The 15,248-nt window shown below is 69.2% G+C and carries 16 protein-coding genes and 1 tRNA gene; 10 read left to right on the top strand and 7 right to left on the bottom strand.

The annotated features are described in order from the left end of the window. Positions 1–427: 427 nt before the first annotated feature. Both Ato02nite_RS31805 and Ato02nite_RS31800 read right to left on the bottom strand, forming a co-directional pair. The gene (locus Ato02nite_RS31805) at positions 428–1,123 is read right to left on the bottom strand and encodes a response regulator transcription factor (protein WP_213010438.1); all 696 of its coding nucleotides are present in this window, start codon (positions 1,121–1,123) and stop codon (positions 428–430) included. Then, positions 1,114–2,583, bottom strand: coding sequence for a sensor histidine kinase (locus Ato02nite_RS31800; RefSeq protein WP_213010363.1), 1,470 nt, complete (start codon positions 2,581–2,583; stop codon positions 1,114–1,116). Before Ato02nite_RS31800 ends, Ato02nite_RS31805 begins: the two co-directional genes overlap by 10 nt. A 109-nt stretch (positions 2,584–2,692) precedes the next feature. On the opposite strand from Ato02nite_RS31800, the gene Ato02nite_RS31795 reads away from it, so the two are divergent. Genes Ato02nite_RS31795 through Ato02nite_RS31785 form a run of 3 tightly spaced genes read left to right on the top strand, consistent with a single transcriptional unit; the run spans position 2,693 to position 5,882 of the window. Continuing rightward, complete coding sequence (locus Ato02nite_RS31795; RefSeq protein WP_213010362.1) at positions 2,693–3,418, top strand: hypothetical protein; 726 nt, start codon at positions 2,693–2,695, stop codon at positions 3,416–3,418. After that, complete coding sequence (locus tag Ato02nite_RS31790; RefSeq protein WP_213010361.1) at positions 3,418–4,296, top strand: ABC transporter ATP-binding protein; 879 nt, start codon at positions 3,418–3,420, stop codon at positions 4,294–4,296. The genes Ato02nite_RS31795 and Ato02nite_RS31790 overlap by 1 nt, the downstream gene beginning before the upstream one ends. After that, positions 4,293–5,882 (top strand): ABC transporter permease, encoded by a 1,590-nt coding sequence (locus tag Ato02nite_RS31785; RefSeq protein ID WP_213010360.1) that lies wholly within the window; start codon positions 4,293–4,295, stop codon positions 5,880–5,882. The genes Ato02nite_RS31790 and Ato02nite_RS31785 overlap by 4 nt, the downstream gene beginning before the upstream one ends. Positions 5,883–6,049: 167 nt before the next feature. Here Ato02nite_RS31785 and Ato02nite_RS31780 read toward each other — a convergent pair whose 3' ends face one another. After that, positions 6,050–6,958: an oxidoreductase gene (locus tag Ato02nite_RS31780; protein ID WP_213010359.1), complete on the bottom strand. Its 909-nt coding sequence runs from the start codon at positions 6,956–6,958 to the stop codon at positions 6,050–6,052. A gap of 97 nt (positions 6,959–7,055) precedes the next feature. On the opposite strand from Ato02nite_RS31780, the gene Ato02nite_RS31775 reads away from it, so the two are divergent. Then, complete coding sequence (locus tag Ato02nite_RS31775; protein ID WP_246607654.1) at positions 7,056–7,628, top strand: TetR/AcrR family transcriptional regulator; 573 nt, start codon at positions 7,056–7,058, stop codon at positions 7,626–7,628. A 64-nt stretch (positions 7,629–7,692) separates the two neighbouring features. Here the strand turns inward: Ato02nite_RS31775 and Ato02nite_RS31770 are convergent. Next, positions 7,693–7,768: transfer RNA gene (locus Ato02nite_RS31770), tRNA-Lys, on the bottom strand. A gap of 158 nt (positions 7,769–7,926) precedes the next feature. Between Ato02nite_RS31770 and Ato02nite_RS31765 the strand changes: the two genes are divergently transcribed. The 5 genes from Ato02nite_RS31765 to Ato02nite_RS31745 all read left to right on the top strand — a co-directional run bounded on the left by Ato02nite_RS31765 (position 7,927) and on the right by Ato02nite_RS31745 (position 13,106). Then, positions 7,927–9,195: a L,D-transpeptidase gene (locus Ato02nite_RS31765; RefSeq protein ID WP_213010357.1), complete on the top strand. Its 1,269-nt coding sequence runs from the start codon at positions 7,927–7,929 to the stop codon at positions 9,193–9,195. A 166-nt stretch (positions 9,196–9,361) separates the two neighbouring features. Continuing rightward, positions 9,362–10,588: a L,D-transpeptidase gene (locus Ato02nite_RS31760; protein WP_213010356.1), complete on the top strand. Its 1,227-nt coding sequence runs from the start codon at positions 9,362–9,364 to the stop codon at positions 10,586–10,588. Positions 10,589–10,603: 15 nt separating this feature from the next. Then, a complete protein-coding gene (locus tag Ato02nite_RS31755; protein ID WP_213010355.1) occupies positions 10,604–10,990 on the top strand; it encodes a hypothetical protein in 387 nt (128 codons plus the stop codon). Between the two features lie 174 nt (positions 10,991–11,164). After that, the gene (locus Ato02nite_RS31750; RefSeq protein ID WP_213010354.1) at positions 11,165–12,049 is read left to right on the top strand and encodes an MHYT domain-containing protein; all 885 of its coding nucleotides are present in this window, start codon (positions 11,165–11,167) and stop codon (positions 12,047–12,049) included. A 37-nt stretch (positions 12,050–12,086) separates the two neighbouring features. Further along, positions 12,087–13,106 carry a 3-oxoacyl-ACP synthase III family protein gene (locus Ato02nite_RS31745; RefSeq protein WP_213010353.1) on the top strand — a complete coding sequence of 340 codons (1,020 nt, stop codon included), beginning with the start codon at positions 12,087–12,089 and terminating at the stop codon, positions 13,104–13,106. On the opposite strand, the gene Ato02nite_RS31740 is transcribed toward Ato02nite_RS31745, so the two are convergent. From Ato02nite_RS31740 to Ato02nite_RS31730, 3 genes are read right to left on the bottom strand one after another with little or no spacing between them, the layout of a single operon-like run. Further along, positions 13,069–13,422 (bottom strand): PRC-barrel domain-containing protein, encoded by a 354-nt coding sequence (locus tag Ato02nite_RS31740; protein WP_213010352.1) that lies wholly within the window; start codon positions 13,420–13,422, stop codon positions 13,069–13,071. The genes Ato02nite_RS31745 and Ato02nite_RS31740 overlap by 38 nt on opposite strands. A 29-nt stretch (positions 13,423–13,451) precedes the next feature. Further along, on the bottom strand, positions 13,452–13,886 hold the full coding sequence (locus Ato02nite_RS31735) for a response regulator (protein WP_246607652.1): 435 nt from the start codon (positions 13,884–13,886) through the stop codon (positions 13,452–13,454). A 54-nt stretch (positions 13,887–13,940) separates the two neighbouring features. Beyond that, positions 13,941–14,348 carry a DUF2750 domain-containing protein gene (locus Ato02nite_RS31730; RefSeq protein WP_213010350.1) on the bottom strand — a complete coding sequence of 136 codons (408 nt, stop codon included), beginning with the start codon at positions 14,346–14,348 and terminating at the stop codon, positions 13,941–13,943. A 225-nt stretch (positions 14,349–14,573) separates the two neighbouring features. Here Ato02nite_RS31730 and Ato02nite_RS31725 point away from each other — a divergent pair. Next, positions 14,574–15,248: hypothetical protein (locus tag Ato02nite_RS31725; RefSeq protein WP_213010349.1), on the top strand; the 675-nt coding region annotated here is incomplete at its 3' end.

Raw genomic sequence — 15,248 nt, 5'->3', positions numbered from 1 at the left:
CCCCCGAGCCGCGGCGCGGTGACGCCCGGATTCCATCAGCGCGCTCACTCGGCGATATCGATGGCGAGAATGGGGCTTGCAACCGCCCTAGAATTGACGTCAGCCAAAGTCCGGTCAATTACCCGATCGAGCGACTGCGCAGCCGTGAATCATCGGCCGATCGCCCGGATCTGCTGTTGCGCACGATCAACGAGCCCGATCACGTCGCGGAATACCTCGACCGAGGTACGACGAACAGTCACCGGCAGCCACCGCACATCGGCCGGCAAAAATCATCGGCGAGCAATTCCCGTCGATCGTCAGGCACGAGTGCGGTGGCGATTCCCGATAGGTGCGGAGCGCGGTCCCGCCGGGCGGACGCGGACCCGGCGGTGACCGCGGTGCGGGCCGGCATCCGGCCGGTGGACGTCGCTTCCGCCCGCCCTGATCAACTCGGTGGCTGCGCCGAAGGCACGCCGTTCTCCTTGCCGGCCGGAGTGGAATCGCTGCGCAGGTAGGCGAGCACGGCCAGGACTCGGCGGTTGGTGTCTTCGGTCGGGGGCAGACCGAGCTTGGCGAGGATGTTGCCGACATGCTTGCCGACGGCCGGCTCGGAAACGCTGAGGATGCGGGCGATCGCCGCGTTGGAGTGACCCTCGGCGATCAGCGCGAGCACCTCACGCTCGCGCGCCGACAGCTGGACGACCGGATCCCGGTGACGGCGGAGCAGCTGCCGCACCACCTGGGGGTCGACCACCGTTCCCCCGTCGACCACGTGCCGAAGAGAAGCGACGAAATCCTCCACGTCGACCACTCTGTCTTTCAGTAGATAGCCGACTTTTCGCCCACCCCGGGAGTCGAGCAGGTCGGTCGCATACCCCTGCTGCACGAACTGGCTCAGCGCCACCACGGCCAGCCCCGGATCGGCGCGGCGCATCTCCACGGCCGCACGTAGGCCTTCGTCGGTGAAAGTCGGCGGCATCCGAATGTCGGTCACCACCAGATCGGGCCGATGCTCGGCAACGGCGTCGCGGAGAGCCTGTGCGTCACCGACCGCCGCGACCACGGTGAACCCGAAGCGGTCCAGCAGCCCGGTGAGCCCTTCCCGCAGCAGCACGCCGTCCTCGGCGAGGACTACGCGGATCGGTCGTTCGGTCGGCACGGGATCTCCACGCGAATCAGGGTCGGCCCACCGGGCGGACTGGACAGGAACATGCGGCCATCGGCCACGGCCACCCGATCGGCGAGGCCGGTGAGCCCGGTGCCCCGCGCCGGGTCGGCCCCGCCCCGCCCGTCGTCGAGAACCTCGACGACGAGCACGTCGCCCAGCGCAGCGGCGGGGCCGTGGCTTGGTTCCGCGTGCGGGCCGTGGCCGGGTTTGGAGGCCGGGCCGTGGCCGAATTCGGCGGCGGCGGGGCCGGGGCCCGGTTTCGCGGGGCGGACGTCCCCCGACTTCGCGGCGGCGGCCGAGACGGTGAGGGTGGCCGCGACGGCCTCGCTGTGCTTGAAGACGTTGGTGAGCGCCTCGGCGGCCACGAAGTAGGCGACCAACTCGACGCCCGGCGGCGGCCGCCCGGACAGATCGACACGGACGGTGACCGGGATCGGCGCCTGGTCGGCCAGTTCACGCAGAGCTCCCGGCAGGCCCACCTCGGTCAGGGTCTGCGGCCGTATGCCGTGGATGAGTTCACGCAACTCCGCCATCAGCATCTTGGCCTGCTCGTGCGCCGCGGTCACGGCCTGTCGTGCGGGCGAGTCGTCCGGCAGGTCGACCCGGGCGAGACCCAGCTGCAGGGTCAGGCTGACCAGCCGCTGCTGGGCGCCGTCGTGCAGGTCTCGCTCAATGCGGTGGCGCTCGGCCTCGAAGGCGTCGACAAGCCGGGCCCGGGAGCGCGACACCTCGATCAACTCGGCTCGTAGCCGGGTGTCGTCGGGACCGGCCAGCAACAGCCGCGCGACCGCGGCGTGTGACCCCGCGAGAAGCGCCAGCAGATAAGGGACGGCGAACATCAGCGCCGCACCGAACAGCGCATAGGGCAACGCCTCGCCGACCGTGCTGACCTCGCCCAGACCCAGTGAGATCGGGGCGTGGTCGTGGACCAGGAAAGGGCTGGCGACGGAGACCCCGATCAGCACCATCAGGATCAGGACCGCGCCGTACCACACCGGCACCGCGCCGGTCAGTAGCACGGTGTAGCAGAGCTCGCGCCAGGTGGCCGCCTCGGTATAACGCGTGCGTAGCCAGCGCAGCACGTCGCCGGCCGGCACCGGGCGGTGTCCTGATCGGACCGGCCGGGTGTCGACGATCGGAAGTCGCCGCCGCTCCACGGCCGCGACCGGCATCGCCACCAGCGGGCCGAACACCGCGAAGAGCATGGCGCCGCCCAGCAGCAACAGGGCGAGCTGCACGAACGACGGGTCATCCCACGCCGCGACCCGACGGATGAGGATCGCCCACGGCAGACCGAGCAGAAGGATCGGCACCGAGGCCGCGATCGTCACCGGCCCGGTGGTAAGTAGGTAGCCCACGGCTCGCCACGGCCACCTCGACACCAGGAAACGGCGGCGGGCGACCGCCTCGATCGCGGTGTTCGGCATTGGCACCTGGCTCACGCTAGTTCGCGGGCCGCTCCGCCGCGGTATGCCTAGCCATACCTTTTTCCGGTGCCCAGCCGTAGTGCTCCGCACCTCCCTCCCCTGATGGTCTGAGCCCATGCACCTCAGACCTCTGATTTCCCTAGCTCTGATCGTGTCGCTCACCGGTTGCACCGACGTGGCCGCCGTCAACGACACCCGTGACGATCAGCAGGAGTTCGCCCTGTCCGCCCAGCGACTGGTCATCGACAACAACGGCGGCAGCCTCCGCCTGATCGCCGGCAGCGGCCCGGCCGTCGCGGTGCGGCGATCGCTGACCGGCAAGGCGACCGTCGAGGGCAACGCGTCCTGGTCATTGACCGGCGACACGCTGAGACTCGGCATCAATTGCAGCGGCTTCGTGCCCGATTGCGGCGGCCTGCACATCGTGAGCGTGCCGCCCGGCGTCGCCGTCGAGTTGACCAGCGACGGCCCGGTGCGGGCCGTCCAACTCGCCGGTGCTCTGACCGCGACGGTGTCCGACGCGTGGCTGAAGGTCGAAGACCCGACGGGCCCACTGCACCTCGAGGCCGATCTGGACATCGACGTCAGCGGTGCTCGCTCCACCGATGTCGCCGCTTCGTCCCGCGAGCACGCGGTGCACCTGACGTTCACGGCACCGCCCACCCGGGTCGAGGCCCGGGCCGCCGGCTCGGTGAAGGTGCTGCTGCCCGCGGGCCCGGAGACCTACCGCGTCTCGTCCGCACCCGGCCGATCCGCCCTGAAAACCGATCCCGCCAGCAAACGGCTGGTCGAGGCGACGGCCGGCGAAGGCCACACCGCCTCCGTCCGAAAGGCGGCCTGATGTTCGAGCTGATCGACGTCACCAAGGTCTATCGGGGTGGCAAACGAGCCGTCGACGGCATCACCATGCGACTCGACACCGGCGTGGTGGGCCTGCTCGGCCCCAACGGCGCCGGCAAGTCGTCGCTGATGCGGGTGGCCGCCACGGTCACCAGGCCGACCACCGGCCAGGTCCGGTTCGATGGCACGGACGTGGTCGCGCATCCCGATGTGCTTCGCCGTCGGCTGGGCTATCTTCCGCAGGATTTCGGTGTCTACCCGCATCTCACCGCGCGGGAGTTCCTGTCCTATCTCGCGGCGGCCAAAGGCTTGCCGGCCCGCCCCGCTCGGGCCCGCATCGACGAGTTGCTGGAGCTGGTCAATCTGACCGAGGCGGTGAAGCGGCCGCTCGGCGGCTATTCCGGCGGGATGCTGCGGCGGGTCGGCATCGCGCAGACATTGCTCGCCGATCCCCGGGTCCTGATCATCGACGAACCCACCGCTGGGCTCGATCCCGAGGAGCGGGTTCGGTTCCGCAATCTGCTCAGCGAGCTGTCCGCCGACCGGTTGGTGCTGCTGTCGACCCACATCGTCTCCGACATCGAGTCGGTGGCCGACGATATCGCGATCGTGGCAGCCGGTCGTGTGCTGCGCCGCGGCGCTCCCGACCGGCTGCTGGGCGACGTGACCGGACAGGTGTGGGAAATGGTGGTCGCACCGGGCGCACTCGCCGCCGTGCAGGCTCGGCACGTCGTCAGCCGCATGGTTCGCACCACTGACGGGGTGCGCCTCCGCCTGCTGTCGGCCGATCAGCCCGGGCCCGACGCCATGTCCGTGCCACCCGACCTGGAGGACGCCTACCTCGCGGTGGTCTCCGGGGTCCGGGAGCCGGTCCGATGAGGTCGCGGGCACTGGCCGCGCTGGCCGTGGCCGACTTCCGGGAGCGGGTGCGGCGACCGTCATACGTGGTGGTTCTGCTGGCCGCGGTGGGTCTGGGTTATCTCGCCGCCCCGGCCAGCGGCGCGCACTGGACCATCGTGAACGCGGGCGCCTATCGCGGTGTCTACAACAGCGCCTACATCGGCACGGTGACCGCCCTGGCCGGAGCGTTGTGGCTGGCCACCGGCGGCTTCTACATCGTCCGGACAGCCATCGAACGCGACCGGCAGACCGGTGTCGGGCAGTTGCTCGCCGCCACACCGATGCGCACCGGCGAATACCTGCTGGGCAAGTTCCTCAGCAATCTGCTGGTGCTCGCCTCGATGGCCGGCGCGCTGGCCATCACGGCCGTTGCCATGCAGCTCGCCCGCGGGGAATCGCGGACCGTAGACCCGATCGCCCTGCTGTCCCCGTTCGTCCTGTGCACCCTTCCGGTGCTGGCGGTGACCGCGGTCGCCGCGATCTATTTCGAGACGGCTCCGGTGTTGCGCGGCGGCCTCGGCAACGTCATCTGGCTGTTCGCGTCGCTGACCGGCGCCATCGTCGGTCAGTCGGCCAACGCCCCGCTGGGCGGCTTGGGCATGGGCGCGTTCGCCGCGTCATTGCGTGACCAGTTCGCGGCGCAGGGCGCCGAACTGACCGAGATCGCGCTCGGCCTCATGTACCTGGACGAGCCGCCCCGCAGTCTCTTGTGGACCGGCGTCCACTACACCACCGCCTTCGCGGGTGAGCGCACCGTGCTGCTGTTGGTGGCCGCCGCGGCCGCCATCGTGCCCGCCCTGTGGTTCGACCGTTTCGACCGCAACCGCACGACCCGCCGGGCGCAGCCCGCCGGACTGCCGGGCTCCGGCGAAATCAGGACGGCATCCCCCAACGCTTCGTTGCCGTCAGGTGCAGCGCCGACGTTCGAGCGGCCCACTTTCGCCAGGTTGCCGAAGGCCGCAGCTCAACCAGTGACTTCGCGGCGCGGGGTGGGCGGTGTGCGCCTGGTGCGTGGCGAGCTGCGCATTCTCACTCGCGGGGTGTCCCGATGGTGGTGGGCGGTCGCGGCGGCACTGGTGGTGGCCGGGGTGGCTGCCCCCGTCGCAGCGCGGCCACTGCTCATAGCGGCGTGGATCTGGCCGGTGCTGGTCTGGTCACGGCTCGGCGCCCAGGCCCGAGAACACGACGTCGAGACGCTGCTCGACGCCTGCCCGTCGCCGGTGTCCCGCACGCTGGCCCAGTGGCTGGCCGGCGTGGTCCTGACGGCGACGGTCGGGATCGGGCCGGGTGTCACGATGGCCGTCGACGGCCACTTCGCGGACTGGCTGGCCGGTGTGGCGTTCATCCCGGCCTTGGCACTGGCGCTGGGAGTGGTCAGCCGGACACAGCGCTTCTTCCAGGCCGTCTACCCACTGCTCTGGTACCTGGTGATCAACGACATCGCCGGCCTCGACTACATGGGCGTGCTACCCGGCGGCCCCGCACCGCACACGGTCGCCGCCGCGGCGATGCTCTTGCTGCTGTCGGCACTCACCACCGTGGCGGTACGCCATCGCCACAGGTGACGCGTCCCACCGACTTCGGTCAGGCGGTTATGAGGCCTGCCCCGCGCACCAGCGTCACCGGCGCCGTCTCGGAGACCCGCCGCGGCCTGCGTCGATCAGTCGTGACCAGCCCGGCTAGGACCACGAACCCGATCAGGCGAGCAAGTCCGCGTGCCGCCCGACCGCGGTCAGACAGCGAAGGGGGTGCCGGTGAGGCGTTCGCTGTCGTGCCACAGCGCGGCGCCGGTGGCCGGGTCGTCAGCGCCGCGGGGCAGGCGGGCCGGCTTTGGCGTGCCGGAGTCCTGGCGGCGGCCGGCCGGCCCGATGAAGGCGCCGTTCTCGACCATGGGGTTGGTCGCGGCATAGAGCGACGGCCAGGCGGCGCCTTCCGGAGAGCCCATCGCCAGCCGCCCGAGCAGTGGCATGAGCAGCCGGGCGGCTGTGCCCTGCGAGTGCTGCTGCAGGTTGGTCAGGGCGGCGCCGGGGTGCACGGCGACGGCGGTCATCGGAGTGCCGGCCAGCCGGCGGGCGAGTTCGACGGTGAACACGATGTTGGCTCGCTTCGATTTCGCGTAAGCGCCCATCGGCCGGTATCTCTGCTCGCTCATCAGGTCGGTCAGTTCGCCGCTGCCCCAGCGGGCGGCGATCGCGCTGACCGTCACGACCCGGCCGGCCGAGGCGGCGCGCAGTGCGGGCATGAGCTGGGCGGTGAGGGCGAAGTGGCCGAGATGGTTGGTGCCGAAGGTCATCTCGAATCCGTCGGCGGTGGTCTGTCGCTCGGCGATGTTCATCACGCCGGCGTTGTTGATGAGCAGGTCCAGCGGGCCGCCGTCGACCACCCGGCCCGCCGCGGCGCCGATGGATTTGAGGTCGCCGAGATCGAGCACGAGCGTGTCGACCTCGGCCGAGGGGGTCTCGGCGCGGATCGCTTCGGCGGCGGCCGTGAGCTTGCCGGGATGGCGTCCGGCGAGCACGACGCGGGCGCCGTGACCGGCCAGAACGCGTGCGGTCTGCCAGCCGATTCCGCTGTTGCCGCCGGTGATCAGGGCGACGCGGCCGGCCTGACTGCTGATTGTCGCGGGGGTCCAGGTGGCCATCGGAACTCCTTAGTAATGAACATTCATTCAGTAAGCACGAAGGTAGCTGGGCCCACGTCGACTTGTCAAATGAATGTTCATTAAGAAGACTGGAGGCATGCGAACGCGGGATCCCGAGACCAAGCGCCGGCTGCTGCTCGAAGCGGCGCTGGAGGAGTTCGCCGCCTACGGGGTGGCCGGCGCCCGGGTCGACCGGCTGGCCAAGCGGGCGGGCATCAGCGCCGGGCTGGTCTACTCGTTCTACGAGAACAAGGACGGCCTGTTCGAGGCGGTCTTCGACCTGATCGTGGAGCAGACCGTCTCGGCCGTCCCGATCGACGCCGACGACCTGGGGGAGTACGCGGGTCGTCTCTGCGACGCCGGCCTGGCCCACCCCCATGTGCTGCGCTTCGTGGCCTGGTATCAGCTCGAGCGCGGCGACGCGGCCGCCCGGCGGGCTTCGACCACCGCCGCGATGGCCGACAAGGTTGCGGCCATCGCGCAGGCCCAGAGCCGGGGCGTCGTCACCGACCGCATCCCCCCGGGCGAGATCCTCGCGCTCGTGCTGACCCTGGCCAACATGTGGCAGCTGCGCGAACCGGAATTCCTCGACCTGGTCGAGCCGGGCCGCCGCCGCGCCGCCGTGGTCGAAGCGGTCCGCCGCCTGACCGCACCGGGGGACCCGACCTAGGAAGGCGTGCAGCCCGCAAACAGAAAGGTCGTATAGCCCGGAAGCTATACGACCTGGTGAAGCGTGGTGCGCCGCGTAGGACTTGAACCTACAACCCGCGGATTAAGAGTCCGCTGCTCTGCCAGTTGAGCTAGCGGCGCTCGTTGGCAACGACGAAAACGTTAGCACGCACCCCCATGATCCTTAAAATCGCCCCCTCCGATGAGCTTCACAGCTTGAATCAGCCTCAGGGATGACCCGCTCCCTTGCATCCATGGGGCAGGATGTGCCCGCAAACTTCAGAACGGGGTGCTCAGGGATGGTCGGCATGCGGCGCTCACTGGTGACGGTTGTGGTGGCGGCGGTGCTCGCGCCGCTGGCGCTGGCCGGCTGCGGCGACAACAAGAAGTCGGGGGCCGCGTCCGCCGCCTGGGTGGGCAACGGCGCGAGCGCCTCCGCCGCACCGAGCGCGAGCCCGGGCACCAGCCAGGGGCCGATCACCGAGTCGGCGGCGGTGCCGATCGAGCTGACCGTGACCCCGGCCACCGGTAAGAAGGACGTGCCGACCAGCGCCGAGATCGGCTTCACGGTCTCCGGCGGCAAGGTCACCACGGTCGTCCTGAAGGATGCCGCCGGCAAGGCCGTCCCGGGCGCGCTGCGCGAGGACGGTTCGACCTGGGTGCCGGCCAAAACCCTGAAGACCAAGACGACGTACGCGGCGAGCGTCACCGCCACCACCGACAGCGGCCTCACCAAGACCGCCACCACCACCTTCACCACGATGGGCGCCCCGGGTAAGAAGACCGGCACCGGCCTCTACCTGTTCGACGACCACACCTACGGCGTGGCCATGCCGGTCGTCGTGGAGTTCAGCCCGGGCATCAAGAAGGCCGACCGGGCCGCGGTGCAGAAGCGGATGTTCGTCACGACCACGCCGGCCCAGCCGGGTGTGTGGTCGTGGACGTCGAGCGGCACCCAGGCTTATTACCGCGCCAAGGAGTATTGGCAGACCGGCACGACGCTGAAGGTGCGGATCGCGGTGGGCGGCGCGCCGACCGGCGGCGGGCGCTACGGCGACCGGGACCGCGCGGCCACCGCCAAGATCGGCCGGGACCTCCAGATGAAGGTCGACAACGCCACCAAGAAGATGACGGTGACGCAGAACGGCAAGGTCGTGAGGACCGCGCTGGTGAGCCTGGGGCGCAAGAGCAAGCCCTCGGTGAGCGGCGCGATGGTGGTGATGGACAAGCTGTCCGAGACGGTTTTCGACACCACCGACACGGACGGCGCGGCCGGCTACAAGACTAAGATCCAGTACGCGCAGCGGATCACCTGGTCGGGGCAGTACGTTCACTCGGCCCCGTGGTCGGTGGGCTCGCAGGGCCGCACCAACGTGTCGCACGGCTGTGTCAACGTCTCGCCGGCCAACGCGAAATGGCTGTTCGACAAGACCCTGATCGGCGACCCGGTTACGGTGACCGGCACCGGGACCAAGCTGGCGTACGGCGATGGCTGGACCGCCTGGAATGTCACCTGGTCGGAATTCGTCAAGGGCAGCGCCCTGCCGGTTCCCGACAGCCTCAGGTGAGAACAGGGGTAAACGTGAAACCCCTTACACCAGAAGTGCTGAATCGGGCGATTTGCGGAATTCTTCTGTGTGACGGTTAACCCCGGCGGCACGAATCCGGGATTGGTCACTTGGCTTTCATAGAGCAGTATTGGGCGCCGGGGACGAACGACGCCGTGAGGGGACCATGAACATCAGTCGAGTTCGCCGGCCGTGGCGGGTTGCCGCGGCCGCGTTGATCGCAGGCACTGTCCTGCTCAGCTCCGGCTGTGGTCACGGCGACAAGTCGCCGACCTGGCAGGGCGCCGGCGGTTCGCAGCCCGGCGGTGGCAGCGCTTCGGCGACCCCGTCGCCCTCGCCCACGCTGAGCACCGTGGCCGTGGTGACACCGGCTGCGGACGCCAAGGACGTGGTGGCGATCTCGCCGATCAAATACACCAGCGAGGACCCGGAGAACACCACGGTCACCGTGACCGACGCGAAGGGCGACGAGGTCAAGGGCACTCTCGACAAGGACGAGAAGACCTGGACCCCGGAAAAGGCCTTGGCGTACGGCACGAAGTACACGATCACCGTGAACGGCACCGCGAGCGAGGGCAAGAACGGCTCGACCACGAGCACGTTCACCACGATGGCCAAGCCGTCGAAGGTCATCCGGGTGACCAGCTTCCTCGGTGACGGGCAGAAGGTCGGCGTGGGCATGCCGCTGATCATCAAGTTCAGCAAGTCGATCCCGGAGAAGTACCGCGGCGAGGTCGAGCGCCGGATGGTCGTCACCGCGACGCCCGCGCAGACCGGCACCTGGGGCTGGATCAGCCCGACCGAGGTGCACTACCGCCCGAAGGTGTACTGGAAGGCCAACTCGAAGGTCTTCTACAAGGTGTCGCTGGCCGGTGTGCCGCTGGGCAGCGGCTACTACGGCAAGAGCGACCTCACCGTCGACCTGAACATCGGCCGCTCGTTCGTCATGACGGTCTCCAACAAGTCCAAGCAGATGACGGTCAAGGAGAACGGCAAGGTCGTCAAGACCATCCCGGTCAGCCTGGGCAAGGCGAGCACGCCGTCGTCGAGCGGCACGATGATCGTGATGGACAAGCAGAAGCACACGATCTTCGACACCACCGACACCGACCCGGTGAACGGTTACAAGACCCCCATCGACTTCGCCCAGCGCATCACGTGGAGCGGCCAGTTCATCCACGCTGCTCCGTGGTCCGAGGGCAAGCAGGGGCACGTCAACGTGTCGCACGGCTGCGTCAACGTCTCCGAGGCGATGGGTGCCTGGCTCTTCTCGCGCACCCTGATGGGCGACCCGATCACGGTCTCCGGCACCGAGGAGAAGCTCAAGGACGGCAACGGCTGGACCGACTGGAACATCAGCTACGAGCAGTTCAAGAAGAAGAGCTACCGCTAGCCCTAACCTGGGCAGATGCGCCCGTTCTTCGTCGTAGGTGTTCTGCTGCTCGCGGCGACGACGACCGGTTGCGGTCACGACGATGATCCCGTCGTGACCGCTTCGGCGTCCGCGGGGAGTGCCTCCGCCGATCCGCCCGGCTCGGTGTCGTGTGCCCAGTTGGCGGTCGCGATCGACGCGGGCGGTCTGATGAACGCCGGCGTGGTCGACGGCATCGTGAACGCGAGCCGGACCGCCGATACGCCCCTCGCCGATGCGGCCGAGCGTCTCGATACCGCATATCGGGCAGCCGTCGCCGCTACCGGCAAAACCGACGAACCAGACAAGATCGCGGCGGTAAGTGCAGCAGCGTCCGACATGTCCGGCGTCTGTGCCGACAGCGGACTGCAGACCGTGGGTTGATCGTCTTCGATGTAGCAGCTGACCTGGGATTTCGTGGCTTCCGAGGTCTTAGTGCGTTGTTTCGGTATCTGTAGCCGGAAGGTGACGCAACTTCCGTCACAATCCTTCACAGCGCGGTGATCAAGCAGGCAGGATGCATCCCCGGACCTGGTCGGTGAGGGAAGGAACTCGGCAATGGCGCAGATCCATCACTTCGACCACGGGTGGATCACCCCGACGGTCAGCTACGTGCTTTCCGTACTCGGGTCTCTGCTGGGGCTCACCCTCGCGGTGCGGTTCCGGTCGGCCCGCAGCAACAACGAACGCGTCTGGTGGCTGATCCTCGCCGCCCTCGCCATCGGCGGCACCGCGATCTGGAGCATGCACTTCGTCGCGATGATCGGCTTCAGCGTGGTCGGCACTCCGATCCGCTACGACGTCACGCTCACCGCCGCCAGCGCGATCATCGCGATCGTCGCGGTCGGCCTGGGCCTCGCGATCGCCCTGTTCGGCCGGCGCGCCCAGAACGTACGCATCCTCACCGGCGGCGTGATCGCCGGCCTCGGCGTGGCCGCGATGCACTACACCGGCATGGCCGCGATGCGCCTCAACGGCGACATCAGCTACGCGAGCAGCCGGGTCGGCCTGTCCATCGCCATCGCCGTGGTGGCCGCTTCGGTCGCCCTCTGGCTCGCCGTGACGGTCCGCAAGCCGGCGATCATCTTCGTCTCCGCCCTGGTGATGGGCATCGCCGTGAACGGCATGCACTTCACCGGCATGACCGCGATGTCGGTCGTGGAGCACGATCCGCAGGCCGAGCTCCAGGGTTCCACGGCCACCGGGCTCATCGTCCCGATCGGCCTGGCCGTCATCTTCGGGATCATCGGTCTCGCGTACGCCCTGGCGGCCGCACCCACCGAGGAGGACCGCGCGGCCGCGGCCTACCTCGCCTCTCGCCGTGAGGCCGGCACCACCGGCGTCATTCCCCGCCAGACCGCGCCCACGCCGGCCGAGCCGCAGCGCGGCTCGTCCGCGCTGGGCGGCGGGTCCTGGACCTACCGGGACCGTTCCAGCCGCTGACCTCAACTTTTCCGCTCGGGTGCCGATCTGGTGCGGTATGGCTGTAGGCATCCTGGGCACCGGCTCCTATCTCCCGCACGAGGTAGTGACCAACTCCGACCTGAACGCCTGGGTCCCCGACGCCGACCCGGACTGGATCATCCAGCAGACGATGATCCGGTCGCGGCGGTTCGCGGCGCCCGACGAGGCGGCCTCCGACCTCGCCGCGCACGCCGCGCGGGCGGCGATAGCGCACGCCGGTCTCACCGCGGGTGACATCGACTTCCTGATCCTGGCGACCTCGACGCCGGACTCGCCGCAGCCGCCCACGTCCCATCTGGTGCAGTCGGCCATCGGCGCGGACCGAGCGGTCTGTTTCGACCTCAACGTGGCTGGTTCCGGCTTCGTCTTCGCGCTGGGCATCGCGCACAGCCTCGTCGTGGTGAACCCGTCCGCACGGGTACTGGTCGTCGCGGCGGACGTCTATTCGCGGATCATCGACTTCGGCGACCGGGACACCGCGGTGCTGTTCGGTGACGGTGCCGGCGCCGCGGTGATCGGCACGGTCGGCCACGGGTACGGGATTCTCGACCTCGAACTGGTCTCCCGGGGCGCCGGGAACGGGCTCATCCAGGTCCCGGCGGGTGGCAGCCGGCTACCGGCCTCGGAGAAGACACTGGCCAACGCGGACCACTTCCTGCGGGTGGACGGTCCGGGCGTCCGCGACTTCGTCGCGTCCGAGGTGCCATGGGCGCTCGAGGCGCTGCTGCGGCGCACCGGGGTGTACGCGGCGGCGATCGATCACTTCGTGCCGCATCAGGCCGACGGGTTCACGGTGACCGAACTGGTGCGCGTGTCCGGCCTGAGCAACGCACACACCCACGTGACGCTTGACCGGTACGGCAACCTGGGCAGCGCGTCGGTGCCGGTCACGCTGGACGAGGCGGCGCGCACGGGTGCGCTGCGCGACGGCGACCTGGTGCTCCTCGCCGGGTTCGGCGGTGGCATGTCGGTCGGCGCGTGCCTGCTGCGCTGGCACCCTATCGAGGCTGTACCAGCCAGTCCCATGCCTTCTTGAGGCTCTGCCCGAGCGTCGCGTCCTCCTCGGCGAGGCGGGCCGCCGGGTCGGCGCTCGGTTCGGGGAGGTCGCTCGCCGGAACTGAGATGATCACGCCATGCTCGTACAGCCCGTCGATCAGGTTCGCGGCGGCGAACCGGTGTCCGCCGGCGGTCTTGACGATCAGGCCGTGGAACACGTCGGACTGGTCATCGGAAAGCACGTGCTCGACCTCGCCGGCGCGGCTGCCGGAGACGTCGAACACGGGTGTGCCGTCGGCGAGCACCAGGTAGGAAACCGGAGCGCCGAGGTCCTCGGGAGCTTCGTTGTCGGTCATGCCCTTCCGGTACCCGGCGTGGGCGGCTTTCAGTCGTGCTCGCCCGGCAGGGTCGCCACCTCGCGGTAGAACCGGTCGATCTGACGCACGGTCGCCTCGAAGTCGTCGAGACCGAACGGCTTCGTCACGTACGCGTTGGCGCGCTGCTGATAGCTCGACACGATGTCCGGCGCCGCACCCGAGGTGGTCAGGATGACCACCGGGATGGCCTTGAGATTGTCGTCCGTCTTGATCGCGGCGAGGGTCTCGCGCCCGTCCATGCGAGGCATGTTGAGGTCGAGCAGGATCAGGTCGGGGCGGGGAGCCTCGGCGAACCGACCCTCCCGGCGCAGGTAGTCGAGCGCCTCGCGGCCGTCGACCACCCGCTCGACGTTGGTCTCCCGCTCGGTCTGCTCCAGCGCCTCGGAGATCATCAGGGCGTCGGCGTCATCGTCGTCCACGACGAGAATCTGCAGGCTCCGCACGGCCGTCCCCCTTATTTGCTGTGCCGCAAGCATAGGGGCAGGTTTCGATTCCAACTACGACTGGGTGGTAGGAATAAGCGTCTTCTCGGTATCGGTTTTCCCCTGCTCGGCCTCCAGTTCGGCGAACCAGCGCAGGACCTGACCGGGCGTCAGGTCGTAACCGGTGGCGCGGGCGCCGGCCCAGTTCACGCCGACGAGCAGACCGTCGTGTTCGAGGCTCACCATCCAGTTGGACAGCCAGTCGTCGATGGTGATCGGGACGACCTCGAACCCCTGGTACGCCGGGACGTGCTTGACGATCAGCTGGGCGCGGGTGGGTTTCGACCAGAACGGCACGGCGCGGTGTACGCCGTCGGGGTCGGCGGGTGCCGGGTAACCGTCGGCGTCCCGGATCGCGTAGACCCGGCCTTCCTGGGTTACCTCGCGGCGAAACGCCGCCCGGTGGGCTCCGCTGAGCGACATGGGCTCTCCTTTCCGGCGTACGCCATTTCATGGTCGCCGCCTCAACCGCCGGCCGGTCAGCTTTTCGGCCGAGTCCGGGGTAAACATTTTGTACAGGAAAGAGTAGATAAGTCCGAAACGCGCCGTAAAAGCAGGTCACGCGTTGCAAATTGCCCTTAGTGTCCGTTCTGCCCGCTGCGACTCTCTCGGTCGCGGGGATGTCCGAACGGCCTCTGGAGGAATGGGATGAACAAGAGTCGGCGAATCGGAACGATGGTCGCCCTGGCGACCGCGTCCGTCGGGATGGCCGCGGTGACCGCCGCGGCCCCTGCTTCCGCGGCCGCGCGCGGACCACAGCCGGTCTCCAGCTGGCTGCGCGCGGTCCGGGCCAACACCGACAGCTGGGTCAGCATCAACTGGCGTACGGACCGGCGGATCTGCGACGTGGCCGTCCGCGTCTCCGCCCGTGACGTCGACGTCGACTACCGGGGACGCCGCAACTTCGCGACGCTGCTCCGCGGCGACAACCTCCGCCCCGGCCGCACCGACGCCACGCTGATCACCGTCAACCCGGACTTCGACCGGCCCGGTGTGGCGCGGCTGCGCGCGGTCATCTCCTTCGACAACTGCAGCCGCCGGGCGCGCACCGAGTTCCGCTCGTTCACGCTGGCGCTGCCGGTCCTCCGCAACAACTGGCCGGGCCAGTTCCCCAACGGCCAGGGTGGCCCCGGCGGTCCCGACGGTCCGGGCTGGCCCAACGGCCAGGGCGGCCCCAGCGGTCCTCACGGTCCGGGCGGTCCGGGCGGTCCCGGCGGTCCCCACGGTCCGGGCGGCCCCGGCGGCCCCGGCGGTCCGGGTTGGCCCAGCCAGGGCGGCCCCAACGCCCAGAACCCGGCCCCTCAGAACCCGGGTGCCCAGAAC

Source organism: Paractinoplanes toevensis, assembly GCF_018332695.1.
In the GTDB taxonomy this organism is placed as follows: domain Bacteria; phylum Actinomycetota; class Actinomycetes; order Mycobacteriales; family Micromonosporaceae; genus Actinoplanes; species Actinoplanes toevensis.
Note: the sequence above shows the minus strand (reverse complement) of the source record. Positions and strands in the feature narration are given on the sequence as shown.